Source organism: Methylophaga sp., from assembly GCF_030651745.1.
The window spans coordinates 1-13,964 of the sequence record NZ_JAUSCC010000078.1 but is presented as its reverse complement, the minus strand read 5'-3'; the positions used below and the strand labels follow the sequence as shown (position 1 = coordinate 13,964).

The 13,964-nt window shown below is 43.7% G+C and carries 12 protein-coding genes and 1 tRNA gene; 9 read left to right on the top strand and 4 right to left on the bottom strand.

Going from position 1 to position 13,964, the window contains the following annotated elements:
- Positions 1-31 precede the first annotated feature (31 nt).
- On the top strand, positions 32-4,075 hold the full coding sequence (locus tag Q7V21_RS09340; protein WP_304917035.1) for an NACHT domain-containing NTPase: 4,044 nt from the start codon (positions 32-34) through the stop codon (positions 4,073-4,075).
- Between the two features lie 120 nt (positions 4,076-4,195).
- A tRNA-Arg gene (locus Q7V21_RS09335) sits at positions 4,196-4,272 on the top strand.
- A gap of 10 nt (positions 4,273-4,282) precedes the next feature.
- On the opposite strand, the gene Q7V21_RS09330 is transcribed toward Q7V21_RS09335, so the two are convergent.
- The 4 genes from Q7V21_RS09330 to Q7V21_RS09315 are packed head-to-tail and all read right to left on the bottom strand — an operon-like array spanning position 4,283 to position 6,889.
- Entirely contained in the window at positions 4,283-5,488 is a 1,206-nt protein-coding gene (locus Q7V21_RS09330; RefSeq protein WP_304917034.1) for an OprO/OprP family phosphate-selective porin, read from the bottom strand.
- A 29-nt stretch (positions 5,489-5,517) separates the two neighbouring features.
- Positions 5,518-6,150 carry a DUF502 domain-containing protein gene (locus Q7V21_RS09325; RefSeq protein ID WP_304917033.1) on the bottom strand — a complete coding sequence of 211 codons (633 nt, stop codon included), beginning with the start codon at positions 6,148-6,150 and terminating at the stop codon, positions 5,518-5,520.
- Between the two features lie 37 nt (positions 6,151-6,187).
- Complete coding sequence (locus tag Q7V21_RS09320; RefSeq protein ID WP_304917032.1) at positions 6,188-6,652, bottom strand: DsrE/DsrF/DrsH-like family protein; 465 nt, start codon at positions 6,650-6,652, stop codon at positions 6,188-6,190.
- A 3-nt stretch (positions 6,653-6,655) separates the two neighbouring features.
- On the bottom strand, positions 6,656-6,889 hold the full coding sequence (locus Q7V21_RS09315) for a sulfurtransferase TusA family protein (RefSeq protein WP_069296187.1): 234 nt from the start codon (positions 6,887-6,889) through the stop codon (positions 6,656-6,658).
- Positions 6,890-6,987: 98 nt separating this feature from the next.
- Here Q7V21_RS09315 and Q7V21_RS09310 point away from each other — a divergent pair, with 98 nt between their 5' ends.
- From Q7V21_RS09310 to Q7V21_RS09280, 7 genes are all read left to right on the top strand, one after another.
- A complete protein-coding gene (locus tag Q7V21_RS09310) occupies positions 6,988-8,436 on the top strand; it encodes a M48 family metalloprotease (RefSeq protein ID WP_304917031.1) in 1,449 nt (482 codons plus the stop codon).
- The gene (locus Q7V21_RS09305) at positions 8,433-8,921 is read left to right on the top strand and encodes a thiosulfate oxidation carrier protein SoxY (protein ID WP_304917030.1); all 489 of its coding nucleotides are present in this window, start codon (positions 8,433-8,435) and stop codon (positions 8,919-8,921) included. Before Q7V21_RS09310 ends, Q7V21_RS09305 begins: the two co-directional genes overlap by 4 nt.
- Positions 8,921-9,238, top strand: a complete 318-nt coding sequence (gene soxZ / locus Q7V21_RS09300) for a thiosulfate oxidation carrier complex protein SoxZ (RefSeq protein ID WP_304917029.1) — start codon at positions 8,921-8,923, stop codon at positions 9,236-9,238. Before Q7V21_RS09305 ends, soxZ begins: the two co-directional genes overlap by 1 nt.
- Positions 9,235-10,950, top strand: a complete 1,716-nt coding sequence (locus Q7V21_RS09295; protein WP_304917028.1) for a histidine kinase — start codon at positions 9,235-9,237, stop codon at positions 10,948-10,950. The genes soxZ and Q7V21_RS09295 overlap by 4 nt, the downstream gene beginning before the upstream one ends.
- Positions 10,940-11,584 carry a response regulator gene (locus Q7V21_RS09290; RefSeq protein WP_226071833.1) on the top strand — a complete coding sequence of 215 codons (645 nt, stop codon included), beginning with the start codon at positions 10,940-10,942 and terminating at the stop codon, positions 11,582-11,584. The genes Q7V21_RS09295 and Q7V21_RS09290 overlap by 11 nt, the downstream gene beginning before the upstream one ends.
- A 204-nt stretch (positions 11,585-11,788) precedes the next feature.
- Positions 11,789-13,144: a sensor histidine kinase gene (locus tag Q7V21_RS09285; protein ID WP_304917027.1), complete on the top strand. Its 1,356-nt coding sequence runs from the start codon at positions 11,789-11,791 to the stop codon at positions 13,142-13,144.
- Positions 13,141-13,785 carry a response regulator transcription factor gene (locus Q7V21_RS09280; RefSeq protein WP_304917026.1) on the top strand — a complete coding sequence of 215 codons (645 nt, stop codon included), beginning with the start codon at positions 13,141-13,143 and terminating at the stop codon, positions 13,783-13,785. Before Q7V21_RS09285 ends, Q7V21_RS09280 begins: the two co-directional genes overlap by 4 nt.
- The last annotated feature ends 179 nt before the right edge of the window (positions 13,786-13,964 follow it).

Below are 13,964 nucleotides of genomic sequence, written 5' to 3'. Positions count from 1 at the left end.
CAAGGATGATGCCTCAAGGAAAGTTGATACAGTGTATTTTGAACATATGAATTCGACTCTATACCTTTCTCGCAGACTCTCTAGTAATGGCAATACATACAGTGAACCAGAGTTATTAGCCGCTTCAAATTATGTTGTCGTTCTTGCTGAACCTGGCGGTGGAAAAACAGAACTCATGAGGAGTCTGGCCCAGCAGTTGGGTACTTCTTCAATAACTGCAAACGTATTCGGATACTTGAGAACAAACGAAGAAAGTCACCCACTCGTAATTGATGCGTTTGATGAGATGGCAAAGGTCGATAAAACAGGTGTTTACAGACTTTTCGCTAACGCTAAAATGACAAACCCGACATGTTTAATCATTTCTAGTCGGTCTAGTGAGTGGGACAATTCTACAACCAACGCATTTACAGAATCTCTCGGTCAAATACCTCTGGTGGTAACAATATGCGAGTTTGAAGAAGCTGAACAACGAGCGATTTTCGAACATCACAAACCAGGCGAAGACTTTGCTGCATTTCAGGCCGAAGTAGCTCGATTTGATTTAGAAATGTTGCTCCCAAATCCGCAATTTCTCAAAATGTTTGCTGATGCCTATATTGAAAGCGGAAAACACTTTACAGATAAACGGTCAATCTTTGCACAAGCGGTGCAGCATCTTGCAAAAGAAGCAAACACCAAGATAGCTAGCCCCCTTCCGATCCTTTCGACCGCTCAAAAGATTGATCTGTCGTCGGAAGTTTTCGCTAAGCTCTTGATGTCGGGTGCTGAAGGGGTAAGCACAAGTGAGGCCACAGAGGATAGGCTGTATCCATTGCTGGCATCATTGATTAGTGGAAACGCCGCAGCCACAGGGATCCTAGCAACTAGACTTTTTAAGCCTGGATACAGCGTGGGTCAACATCTACCTGTTCATAAGATTGTGGCTGAATACTGCGCAGCGGGCTATCTCATCAAGCGGGTAGCTGACCCGTTAGACCCACTTACACTTGCCAAATGCATACCCATAATCGCCCCAAATTCTACTGTGCGTGATGAACTTAGGGGGCTTTTGGGCTGGATGGCAGCATTAGGCAATAAGCCCATAGAGGTTGCCGCGATTGAACTTGACCCATATGCAGTACTTGCGAACGGAGACCCTTCGCAACTTGAATCTTCGTCAAAGCGCCTATTAGTCAGGCGACTGAAAGAAATCGAAACTAAAGATCCGTATTTTCGAAGAGGGGATTTCTGGCGAAGATTTAGTGCCGGAGGTTTCTTCACACAAGATGTTGTGGAGGAGATTAAACCCTTACTGGCAATTGGAAGTGATGGGCATTTACGTGATCTGATTCTCGAACTATTGGATGGATCTCCAGCAATTATTCAGTTAAGCAATGAGTTGCGTGAACTCATTTTAATGCCCGACGAAGATGAGAACAGCCGTTTATTAGCAAGTAGATGCTTGCTCTACTTAATAGACCATGACCATCGCAGTGATTTAGATGTTCTCATTTCTGAAGCAAGTCATACTTCACTAAATATTGCATCCAAGATGATCGAAACGCTTGGTCCCGAAAAGTTTGACCATGCTTTTATTGCTGACTTATTTCGAGTTTGCGCAAGGCTTTACCCAGGACAGCGAAAACACAGAGACCTCGCAATTGGTGAACGCTATTTTGTTAAGCGTTTTATTGCTTGCCTACCTTTGGACATCGTCGAATGGATTTTGGATGATTTATCTTCAAAAATAGCTTGCGTTTGTGGAGAAAAGTTTTTTGATTGTGATTGTCGGAATGGCATAAGCAAAATAATAGGCTCATTATTGGATCAATACTTTAAATTAGCCGAACCGCCATTTGAAGCTAAACGGATTTGGCAATGGGTTGGAAATCTAAACTACCATGAAGAGAAGAGTGCTGATCAGAGTTTGTCAGTCAAAATGCTAAGTGACAATGATGAACTACGACAAGGGATCATCAAGCTTGTATTTGAGAAGCTGACAAATAAAGACCTGATTTTTGAAATCAAGATAGAAAAATTCGACATGAACTCTCACTCTGGTCTTCATTTTCAGAATGATGATTTCAAATTCATAGTCAATTTGGCTTTCAATACAGAAAATCATAATTTATGGGCCGTTTTCATTGCAAAGCATCATTATTATCGAAATCAAAATGTGCAGGGTCCAGATAGTTTAAGACGGAAGATGCGTGAGCAAGCCCAAGAGAAACCAGCATTTATGCGGGAGTGGATGAAGCACAACAGGGATACCAAAAAATTTGAAAATGATCATCGGCTAACAAGGCTTAGACATACCCGAATGATGAAAAATCGTCGCACGCAAGAGGATGATATAAGAGCAAAAAACATTAAATATGTTCAAGATAACCGAGATATTGTCGAGAGCGGACAGCATTGGACTTGTCTTGTTCGTTTTGCCAATTTAGTGCTCAATAAGCCCGACAAAATTGAACACGAGTTTGACGACGAGGCACTTGTACGAACTGCATTAAGAAACTGCCTTAATTTTATTAATAAAGATGTTCCAGATTTAGCGAAGCTTGCCGAGCTCCAATGTGCTTCAAAGGGGATTTACTCAGAAATAATTCTTTACGCCGCTTGCTTAGAGATTTTGCGAGTGAAGGGTAATCTAGAGAATGTTGATCTTCGACTTTTAATAGCACTGAGAACTCAGAATGAAACTCATTACGCAGCAGTTACACAAGAGGAACGAGAATCTCTAATCAGCGAAATCGATCGATTAATTTTTCCTGACAATCAGAGTAAAGAGAATTTTCTAAGGCATTACGTTGAGCCACAATTGGCACAATCTGGGTGTAACCATCCCAAAGTTGGTCTCTTACGTTATGATGAGACATTTAGAAATTTACGCGCCACCCTATCGATTGAATGGTTGAGGCGTTTTAGAAGCTTGAATTTGTACACACTGGATACGCTTTTTGAGATTGCTGCTGAGCATGGAAATCGAGAAGATTTGAAAAGTCTCATTTTGGAGAGTTGTGCAGAATTTATGTTCGATGGGTCTATGCTGACTGATAATCAAGTAGAGACCAAACAAAGGCAAAAATTCTGGCTAGTTAGATGTTTCTACTTCCTTGACGATATTCCAGAGACTTACTGGACACTGTTAAAAGACGATAAAGATACTGTATTGGTATTCTACGAGCGCTCCGGTCGAATTAATCATAGTGATCACACTTCTTGGCCCACATTAACATCAAGAAAAGTGGAGGCTGTTTTGGATGCGTTTATTGATCATTGGCCAAGAGTAGAACTACCTAGCCACTATGGGACTGAAAGCCCAAAAGAAGAGAACGCATACCGTTTTTTGAAAGAAGTTATCTGGTCGATCAGTTCCGATGATCCCAATGACGCAATTCCGGTGCTCGAAAGGCTTCTTGTAGAGCCAAGATTTCAAGATATGCATATGGAATTGATGAGCATACATGCAGCCCAAAGTAGAAAACTTGCATTGTGGAGTTTTGAGCCGCCAACACCACATGAAATTGTAGACCTATTAGATCACAATTCAGTTGTAACTGTGGAGGGCCTACGCAAGCTCTTGCTTCAAGAGCTACAAGACTATCAGAAAGCACTTAACGGTGGAGAGTTCAACTCGACAGATCGTTTCTATGAAAAAAATAAACGATTGGGCGAAATTCGGTCTACTGAGATAATTGCTGAGCGCCTCAATCTTAGACTTGAGCCACAGGGTATTACAGTGACATCAGAGCACCAGTTAATGAATGCAAATAGGTGTGATTTTACTGCCACCAAGATGATTTGTGGTAAGAGGCGGCTACTTGTCACGGAAGTCAAAGGACAGTGGCATGATGAGCTTTATACGGCCGCTTATGCTCAACTGCACGAGCGCTACTGTATCCATCCAGACGCAGAACAACAAGGTATTTTCCTCGTAATATGGTTCGGGACTGATGAAAAAGTTGCAGGGCGTAAAAGGCACGGTATTGGTAGTGCTGCTGAACTTAAAACTAGCATCGAAAAAAAACTACCCTTAATGCTCAAAGGACTAGTTGATGTGTACGTTTTGGATGTTTCCAAGAGACATTAGAAAAATGGGTTGCAGTCGTTCAGTCGTCACAACTTAAACGCCGCCATAACCCGTTCAACCGCCGATTGGGTTTCTTGCGAAGTGAAGCTTATTAGCTTGACTGTTATAATCGCCGACCATGTCCCTGTAGCTCAGATGGATAGAGCGTCCCCCTCCTAAGGGGAAGGTCACAGGTTCAACTCCTGTCAGGGACACCACTAAACAACATCAATAGATTATTTGCAGTCGAGATTGAAAAATAGCGGGGGATGCGTTGGTGAATTCTCCTCCATCTACTTTCAACACCTTCACATATTCGCTGCTGAGACTGATATTACGATTCAATACCCAGGTGACTCCAGCAGTCAGATTTTGTTGACGCCCACCAATAATCGGGTGATCAGTTAAATCCAATTCACTTAATCGCATACCTAATCGCCAAGCACCCCAGCCACCATGTTGAACAGAATGGGCTGGTCTTAAACGTCCGAACGTGCCTTTTTCATGGTTATAGGGTTGTGGTTCACCGCTGGCAATCCAGGTCAGATCAATATGCCAGCCGCTGAAATGAATATTTTCTCCAGAGTCAGTTCGATCGATTCGGGCTTTGCCAATATGGCTGTAGATATATTCGGCTTGCATTGCCCACGGGCCTCTGGCGATGGCAGATTCCAATCCTAAATAGGTGTAGCTATCAGCAATAAAGGTTCTGGTATCAATTAATCGAATATCAGTATTTCTGGTTTCGGGGCGTTGGCGAAAACGAACTTCTTGTTGGCTATCGGTATTTCGATGAGCGATACCTAAACCGAAATGTAATATTTTTCCGGCATCGCTTTGCGGAGCAAATGTGACGCGGGCAGAACTACCGAATTTAGTATCGTTGCCACTGCTTTCTGTGCCCGTTGTGAACATGCCAGCCGCTGCTGTCCAATGTGATGTGTGTTTGTGAAGCTCCACACCTAATGAACGGGGTGGGGTTAGCAGGCTGGCGAGCGAACGTTCCAGAAAAGCCAAGTCCTGCACGCTGGTAAGACGTTCCATACCAAATGGTTCTTTAAAATGACCTACTGTAAAACGTGTATTTCCGGTGCCGGTATAGCGGATAAATGCATTCCGAATGGCCGAACGATCATTTCTGGCAAAGTCATAAGTGAAATCGATAGAAAGGTGTTCACCGATTTGGGCTCTGCTGGAAAGCCGGGCACGACGAACATTCCATTCATTATCAAAGTCGGTGCGACTGTCATTGATAAAAACTCCCCGGTCTAACTGCAGCCGAGTACCGCTTTCAAATTGAAAGAAATCATCTTTGCTGCTGTAGCAAAATAACGATTCACAGGATTTTTTAGCGGGTTCAGCCAAGCCGAGGTTGGGGGAAAGTAACCACCCCAACATGATGTAAAGAGCACAGCGGTGATAGAGCAAAGACATTCCTTTGTCAGTTAACGGTTTAAGCAGGCTTATTTCTGAAGAACTATTTTGGATGGATGCGATTCTGTTTCGCTATCAGAAAGCCCAGCAGTCAAAATCCAACGCATAGTGTCTTCATTAGACATTTTTAATGATCGGACTTGTTCACGCGGCAGACAGATGGTGTAGCCACCGATCTGATAACTGAGAGGCAGATAGACTGCTACCAAATCAGTTTTGTCTTGCTCTTCTTGTGCCATTTCGAGTAAATGACTGACATCTTCTTTCACCAGGAAACCTATAAACTGCACGCCGCCAATGGTTACCGCGACGGCATGGTTCAGATTGTCCTGTTGCTTTTCACGAGAGAAGAAACGTGTGAAGTCGCGTAATGCGCCATGTATCGATTTGACCAGCGGAATACGATCCAATATCGATTCACCAATATCGAACAGACGTTGTACTAGCCAGGCATTCACAGCAATACCAATCACAAAAATTAAACCGATGGCGGCTAATAAACCCAGTCCGGGCCAGTAAAAATCATATGGCAAAATAGCAATCATTATTGGGCGCAACGATCGTTCAGCGGATACGGCCAACCAGTAAATCAAATACAAAGTCAGCGTTACTGGGAGTACCGTTGCCAAACCTTTTAGAAAAGTTTTCCAGACAAATTGCATAAAGCTGATTCCCGTTCCTGATTAAATAATGAAGGTACTATATATATAGTGTGATATCGGCTTCACTGGCAAACTCCAGAAAGGTAGCCGCGCCTCCATGACTGATTCCATCAATAAAATCCGAGTTTTTAAAATCGAATAAATCCACTGTCATTTGACAGGCAATCAATTCAACACCGGATTCCAGACAGATTTCACGCAATTCAGCGACACTGGCAACGCCTTTCTTTTTGAGCTTGCGTTGCATCATCCAGGTGGCAAAAGCTTCAAGGCCGGGAATGATCTGCACAATACTTGGCACTGGAACCGGCATCGGCATCGCTGGATTACCTAACGGTGAAACCTTCAGTGACAAATCTTTTTTGAGTAACTGCAAACCATAAAAGGTGAAAAATATTTTCGCTTCGAAGCCTAATGCTGCTGCAGTTGAAGCCAGTAAGAATGGTGGGTAAGCACCATCGAGAGTGCCTTTACTGGCAATTATCGCGAGTTTCTTGGCCATGATTTATGCCCCTTTTTCAATAATGAAATACAGCTTTCCATCAGTTTCTTCGCTGCTTAACAGGGGATTGCCAGTCATTTTGCAAAAAGCCGGTATATCTTTTAGCGCACCTTTATCGGTGCAGATGAGTCGAAGTCGCTGAGCTGAAGTCATTTCATTAAGCATTTTGCGAGCTTTGAGCACGGGAAGTGGGCAGTTTAAGCCTGAGGTATCAATTTCTGTATCAAAATCTGACATACTGATTTCCTTTAACATATGTGCGTTTACATAATAAACGCAAGTGGCTTTTTTGTCTTTGCGGAACCGGTCTTAATAAGCCAAGGTCTATAGGCGTTATGAAAAATCTAATCGCTACATTCATTATATTGATTAGCAGTGTGGGCACAGCTCAGGCTAATTTGGACATTGCGCTACCAGAGATGGGCGATAGTGCCGGTGCATTAGTGTCACCTGCTGAAGAGTACCAGGTCGGGCAATCCTTTTACTGGCGACTGCAGCAGACAGTGACTCTGGTTGATGATCCCGAAGTTAATAGTTATATCCGTTCGTTAGGAAACAGGCTGGTTGCTAACAGTGATGATCCTAGTCGTCCATTTACTTTTTTTGTGGTGCCTGACACATCGGTGAACGCTTTTGCGGCTCCGGGCGGATTTATTGGGATCAATACTGGTTTGATGTTAACCAGTGAAGAGGAAGCTGAATTAGCGTCGGTTCTGGCGCATGAGATCGCTCACGTTACCCAGCGACATATTTTGCGTAACTTTGAGCGCTCCAAACGAATGAGTGTACCAATGACTGCCGCGATGATTGCGGCAGCCTTGTTGGGTGTGGCTGATCCAAGTGTCGGCTCTGCAGCGATTATGGCTGTACAGGCAGGGAATGTGCAGATGCAACTGGATTATAGTCGGGCGCATGAAGCTGAGGCCGATAATCTAGGTATGCAAACCTTGGTGAATGCAGGGTTTGATCCACACGCAATGCCACGCTTTTTTGAACGGCTGCAAGTTGCAGGTCGCTTTTACGGTGGCAGCCAAATACCCGAATTTCTCAGAACCCACCCAATTACCGCCTCTCGTATTGCAGATGCCCGTGGCCGTGCTGCAAATTATGAACCTCGCCCCCAATTGAGAGATGTTGAACAGTTTTACCTGATGCGTGAAAAATTACGCGTTATGTCATCAACCAATATGCGTGAGTTGATAAAAACCTATGAAGACAAGTTGAAGGAAACCCAGTCAGAAGACCAATCAATTACCCGTTATGGATATGCTTTGGCATTATTAAAAAACGGTAATCTGACGCAGGCACGGGAGCAAATTAATGATTTAATTGCTTCAGATGATAACCGGTTGAGCTATCATCTGGCATTGGCAGATGTCGAAATTGCTTCGGGAAGAATGGATGCAGCATTGGCGATTTACAACGATTTTCAACGGGTTTATCCCGATGATTGGGCTTTGTCCATCAAGCAGGTGCAGGCGTTGTTAAGAGCTAACCAACCGCGTAGAGCGGTTCCTATTTTGCAGCGTCAATTAGATATCGGTGAGTCATCCGCGACTCTATATAGATTGTTGGCCCAGGCTTATGGTGATATGGGGCAGAAAAGCCAGTCACATGTCTGGTTAGCCGAGCATTACCATAGTTCGGGTAGATTAATGCAAGCTGCTGATCAGCTACGAATTGCAGCTGATTATGCTCGTGGCGATGAATTTGAACTCTCTAAAATCAGTTCACGTTTACGACAGATTGAAACGGATTTAGCGATGATGGAACAAGTTCGATGACCGATACATTTGACGAATACCGTCGTAAGTTAATTAAAAAATCCATATCTGCTTCGACATTAGCCTTAGTCGCTGCCAGTGGTCTGACGATTCCTCGGGTGCTGTTAGCCCATTGGCCACAAGATGCTTTCAATGCAGAAACCCTCGAAGATGCCATTTTAACATTCCTCGGAGAAGCTGAAGAAGTTAATGAAGAGGCGATTCAATTTACCATCGGATCACCGCCAACTTACGCAGTGAATGGGGCGACGGTGCCGGTTGAAATCAGCAGCAGCTTGCAAAATATTCAACGTGTAGCTTTATTAGTCGAAAAAAACCCATTTCCTCTGGCCATGGCGCTGGAGCCAACATCAGCATTAAGTTTTCCGTTTAAAACCATGCTCAAAGTTGCTGAAGATTCAGAAATCATTGCCATGGTCAGAGCTGACGATAAACTCTACCGAACCAGTCGCTATGTAGAAATTGATATTGGTGGGTGTGCCTGATGGCCATAAAAAGCAGAGATAGAATTCGGGCCAAACTGCAGGATGGCAATACTGTGGTCAGGATCTTACTGGCGCATCCCATGCATACTGGTCGCGGTAAAAATGATCAGGATGAACTGATCCCAGCGGAGTTTATCCAGGATATTCGCTGCTGGCGCAACAGCGATGAAGTTTTAACCATCAAATGTGGTACTGCGACATCACGTAATCCTTACTTTGCCTTTCAGCTTAACGGTGGCGAAGTAGGGGATGTTATTCGCTTACGTTGGGTAGATAATATCGGTGCTAAAGGAACTGCGGAAACCACCGTTGTATGAGCCTGAAACTTCGCGCTAATTTGTTTTTTGCTTTATTGCTGTTGCTGTCGATGCTGGGCAGCGCAGTCATTCTGATAACCAATGCAAAACGTTCTGTCGAAGCTGAAGTTATTTCCACCATGGATGCGACAGCTCACATTATTACCGTTACATTGGCTGGCGGTGCTTTGGCCAGAAACACCAGTGTTAGTGAACATATGCATGAACTGGTGCGGGCATTAAGCGAAATTCGCAGTTTGCATATTCTTCTGTTTGATCGACAGGGTCTGATGTTTGAAGGTATGCCAGATAAAGAGCTGGCGGTTCAACCACCAGTCTGGTTTGTAAAACTATTATTCCCAGATGTTTCACCGCTTTCAAAACGTTTCGGTTCTGGCCATATGGTGATTTATCCTGCACCAATGATGGAGATCAGCGAGCGTTGGCAAGATGTTCGCGCCATTATGGCGCTTGGCATGATTATCTTTGTGATAGTGGCTTTTCTGATCTATTGGGGGGTCGGCTGGGTTATTCGTCCATTGCAGCGTTTACTTGATGCGTTAGCTGGATTTGAGCGTGGTGATTTGCATATGCGCCTGCCACGATTTTCGTTGAAAGAAATGGACCAAATCAGCCAAAGCTTCAACCGCGTAGGTGATGCTTTGGAACAGAGTTCAACCGAAAACCGTCGCCTGGCAACGTTAGTCAGACAATCCGGCGATGCCATTCTCTCGTTAGATCATGCAGGTTACATCACATTCTGTAATGCAGCAGCAGAGCGCTTATTTGCTGATATCCCGAATTTATTAGGTGAATCTTTAGCTTCAATGTCTTTCCAGCAGGACCGAAATAGCATTATTTCGGTATTAAATGGTTTTCAATCAGTGGAAAATTTGGAAACCACACTCAAGCGTAATAATGGTGAAGTTCTATCTTTATTAATTTCAACCGTTCCACTGACTGAGAATGATGGCTGTGTGGCCGGCATGATTTGTACTTTGCGAGATATCACAGAACATAAACAAGCCGAAAAAGCTCGGGCTCAGCTCTATGAAACCCGCTTACTGACCAATCATATGAATCAAGTCCAGGAGGCTGAACGCCGTCATCTGGCTCGTGAGTTACATGATGAATTGGGGCAATGTTTAACAGCAATTAAAACCGATGCCGTGTTAATCCGTAATCGTTCCGAAACCACCGATAACAAAATATTTCAAAGCGCTCAGGCGATCATTGATACCGCCAGTCATATCTATGATGTCGTCCATAATATGATTACCCGGCTGCGCCCCAGTCCATTGGATGATTTGGGATTAATGGCAACCCTGGAAGAAAGTATCAGCAAATGGCAGCAACGCCAGCCCGATATCCACTTTAATTTGATTACGGAAGGACAGTTAAACGGTTTTGACGAAGCCACTAATATGACGGTGTTTCGTGTGGTTCAGGAAGCATTGACTAATGCAGTTCGACACGCCGATGCTGAGAATATTATGGTTAGTGTCATACGCGATAAAAATGAAACAACCGATCAGTTAACCATTAATATAAGAGACGACGGCAAAGGCATGGTCGTTAACGATTTTCACTCTGATGTGGATTTTGGCTTGCTAGGCATGCGTGAAAGAGCGCAAAGTCTAGGGGGAAGTTTTGATCTGCAAAGTCAGTTGGGCGCCGGTGTCAATCTGACCATCACCATACCATTGGGGGTAAATAGTCACCATGAGTCTTAATAAAATAACGGTATTACTGGTTGATGATCATGAACTGGTTCGCGCTGGTTTTCGTCGCTTACTGGAAGATGGCGATAAATTTCAGGTTGTTGCTGAAGCCGGTTCAGGCGAACAGGCGGTACAGGATTTTGCCAAATATCATCCAAATGTTGTGGTGATGGATATTTCCATGCCGGGCATTGGTGGTGTTGGAGCCATTGAGCGGATTATTGCTCGTGAACCGACCGCTAAAATCTTGGTGTTAAGTGTGCATGAAGACAGTGTATTTACCACTCGTGCCATGCAGGCGGGAGCTTTGGGTTTTATTCCTAAACGCAGCGCACCTGAAGCCATGTTAAAAGCTGTTGAAATGGTGTCACAAGGTCGGACGTGTATCGCTCCGGAAATTGCCCAGCAACTTGCCATGCAAAAATTAACCGGCTCAGAGAATCCACTTGATGTGTTGAGTCAACGCGAGTTTGAGGTCTTCAGATTATTGGCTGAAGGCAAAACCGTAAACGAAATTGCGGATATTTTGAATTTAAGTCCAAAAACAGTTGGAACACACCATACCAATATTAAGCAAAAACTTAATGTTTCAAACTCGGCAGAATTAGCTCGGTTAGCGATTCGTAGTGGGCTGCTGGAAGCTTGATATAACTGCATTACGCGGTTTGTTTCATCATACTGATAACGGTTCAATTCCTAATTTTCCACTTCCCTTTTTGTCAATCAGCAAGTGGTTTTTATGACGGCTAGCTCACATTCTTGATGCGCTTAAATCTGCAGATCTGAACTCACATACTATAATCTTGTTCATTTTGTGTTTTATGAAGCGTTTTTAAGGATCTTTAAACAGGTGAATTTGCTACTCCAAGTCAATCTGATCATCGTGATGGTATTTCTCGTCATGTGTGGCCTTGGTGTCAAAAATACACTTGATGATATTCGTCTGCGAGTTGACCACGAATTAGATGTTTCTACAGAAGTAGCGAATTATGTAATCGAGGCACAAATTGCCCGAGTGGAAATGGCGTTATCTCAACAAGATTTATCACTATCAGAATGGTCATCACTGTTTCATCTGCAAGATCTCCACGATCTTTCCCATGTGGATATCGAGTTAATCGCTAAGAATGGTGTGGTACTCGATTCTAACCATCCCGCGACCTCTAATTTGCCTACCGGTCTGCCGTTTTGGCTGGAAAAGCGTCTGAAAGCGTATTTAGGCCATACCGAAGTTATCATCACTCCGATTATTATTTCCGGGCAGCATATCGGAGATATTGTGATCAGTCCCAATTTCCGTGCCGAATGGAACGATATTCAGGCTTACATCAAAAAATCATTGATGCCACTGATTTTGGTTTTTTTTCTCGGTAGTTTGATCATCGCTGTAATAGCCTCATTTATTCTGTGGCCGGTTACTGAAATGCTGCCAAAGAAACCAGATCAAACAGCAATAGCACGTTCGCCGTTTGCTTTGTTAAGGTTGAATCAATTACTGGCGGTGAATAAACAGCTCAAATTGTTAAAACAACGTTATGTAGACACAGACCAAAAAGTTGATGTGCTGAATCAACAGTTGATCAGCATTCAGGAATCGGAGCGAAAGCGATTATCGGCAGAGTTACATGATGAGATTGGGCAGCATTTAACCGCGATACAATTTGATTTAAACAATATAAAACATTCGGCTTCTTTAGATGAAGCCAAAAACAGCGCGGCGGCAATTGATTCTGTACATAGTCGTATGACCACGATTGTCCGTTCCATGTTGCAGCGTTTGCGTCCTCCTGAATTAGCTGAATTAGGTTTACAAGGTGCTGTGACGGAATTAGTTAATGACTGGGCTCTTCGTCATCCTCATCATCACACTGATCTCTCGCTGGAAGGTGATTTTAACCAGCTTGATGAAACGCGGCAGTTGACGCTTTATCGAATTGTTCAAGAGTGTCTGACTAATATCAGTCGTCACGCCGGTGCTGCAAACATTAATGTCAAGGTGAATTTGCAATGCAATCACGAGTCTGTATATATAAGTGTAAGTGATAACGGAAACGGTTATCATCCCGAACTTCCAAATAATGGTTATGGTTTAACTGGAATGCGAGAGCGAGTAGAAGCGTTGTCAGGTAGTTTTGAGATAGCTACCGGGCTTGGTAAAGGAGTCACGTTAACTGCGAACTTTCCAACCCAAGGTGTTATTGAATGAAAAATGAGATACGAATTTTGTTGGCCGATGATCATGAAGTGGTCCGATCTGGCTTGGCAAGAATGCTGGAACGAAATGATGACATGCATATTGTGGGGGAAGCGATAAGCGGTGAACAGGCTTATCAGATGTACACAGAACTTGACCCCGATATTCTTATTATGGATATGAGCATGCCGGGTATTGGCGGACTGGAAGCGCTGCGACGTATTTTGGTTCGTTATAACAAAGCACGAGTCATCATGTTCTCCATGCATGAAAACGTTACTTTGGCCGTTCAGTCAATGAGTGCGGGGGCAGTTGCATATCTCGCCAAATCAGGTGATGCTGAAGATATTGTTAAAGCCATTCGGCAGGTTATGGAAGGTAAAAGTTATCTCAGTTCGGAAATGGCGCAGCGAATTGCCCTACAAAGTGTTTCCGGATCGGAAGATCCAATCCAGCGTTTAACGGTAAGAGAGTTTGAAGTTTTCAGACTGCTTGCCGAAGGTCATCCACTTGAATATATCGCCGAAACTCTGAATTTAGGCCATAAAACTGTCGCGAACTATCAAACAATGCTCAAACAGAAGCTTGGTTTTCACTCATCAGTAGAGTTAGTGCGGCTTGCGATCAAATATAACGTGATAAAAAGTCATTAATTTTCTCGCCCTCTATAGGCATGAAACTGAGGAATAATGGGAAGATCTTCCTTGTTCGGGAAAAAATCCCGATATCAGAGTGATTGGTTCCTAATGATTCTCAGGCAAAATCGGAATAAAGTCACAACCTCATGAAAGAACAGCGACGCTGGCGTCATGAACGATAAAAACTATAGAGG

What these genes read in the sequence shown, in the direction of transcription:
- Q7V21_RS09330 (WP_304917034.1), bottom strand. Translation starts at nt 5,488, where the DNA reads ATGTCTTTGCTCTATCACCGCTGTGCTCTTTACATCATGTTGGGGTGG.
- Q7V21_RS09325 (WP_304917033.1), bottom strand. Translation starts at nt 6,150, where the DNA reads ATGCAATTTGTCTGGAAAACTTTTCTAAAAGGTTTGGCAACGGTACTC.
- Q7V21_RS09320 (WP_304917032.1), bottom strand. Translation starts at nt 6,652, where the DNA reads ATGGCCAAGAAACTCGCGATAATTGCCAGTAAAGGCACTCTCGATGGT.
- Q7V21_RS09315 (WP_069296187.1), bottom strand. Translation starts at nt 6,889, where the DNA reads ATGTCAGATTTTGATACAGAAATTGATACCTCAGGCTTAAACTGCCCA.
- Q7V21_RS09310 (WP_304917031.1), top strand. Translation starts at nt 6,988, where the DNA reads ATGAAAAATCTAATCGCTACATTCATTATATTGATTAGCAGTGTGGGC.
- Q7V21_RS09305 (WP_304917030.1), top strand. Translation starts at nt 8,433, where the DNA reads ATGACCGATACATTTGACGAATACCGTCGTAAGTTAATTAAAAAATCC.
- soxZ (WP_304917029.1), top strand. Translation starts at nt 8,921, where the DNA reads ATGGCCATAAAAAGCAGAGATAGAATTCGGGCCAAACTGCAGGATGGC.
- Q7V21_RS09295 (WP_304917028.1), top strand. Translation starts at nt 9,235, where the DNA reads ATGAGCCTGAAACTTCGCGCTAATTTGTTTTTTGCTTTATTGCTGTTG.
- Q7V21_RS09290 (WP_226071833.1), top strand. Translation starts at nt 10,940, where the DNA reads ATGAGTCTTAATAAAATAACGGTATTACTGGTTGATGATCATGAACTG.
- Q7V21_RS09280 (WP_304917026.1), top strand. Translation starts at nt 13,141, where the DNA reads ATGAAAAATGAGATACGAATTTTGTTGGCCGATGATCATGAAGTGGTC.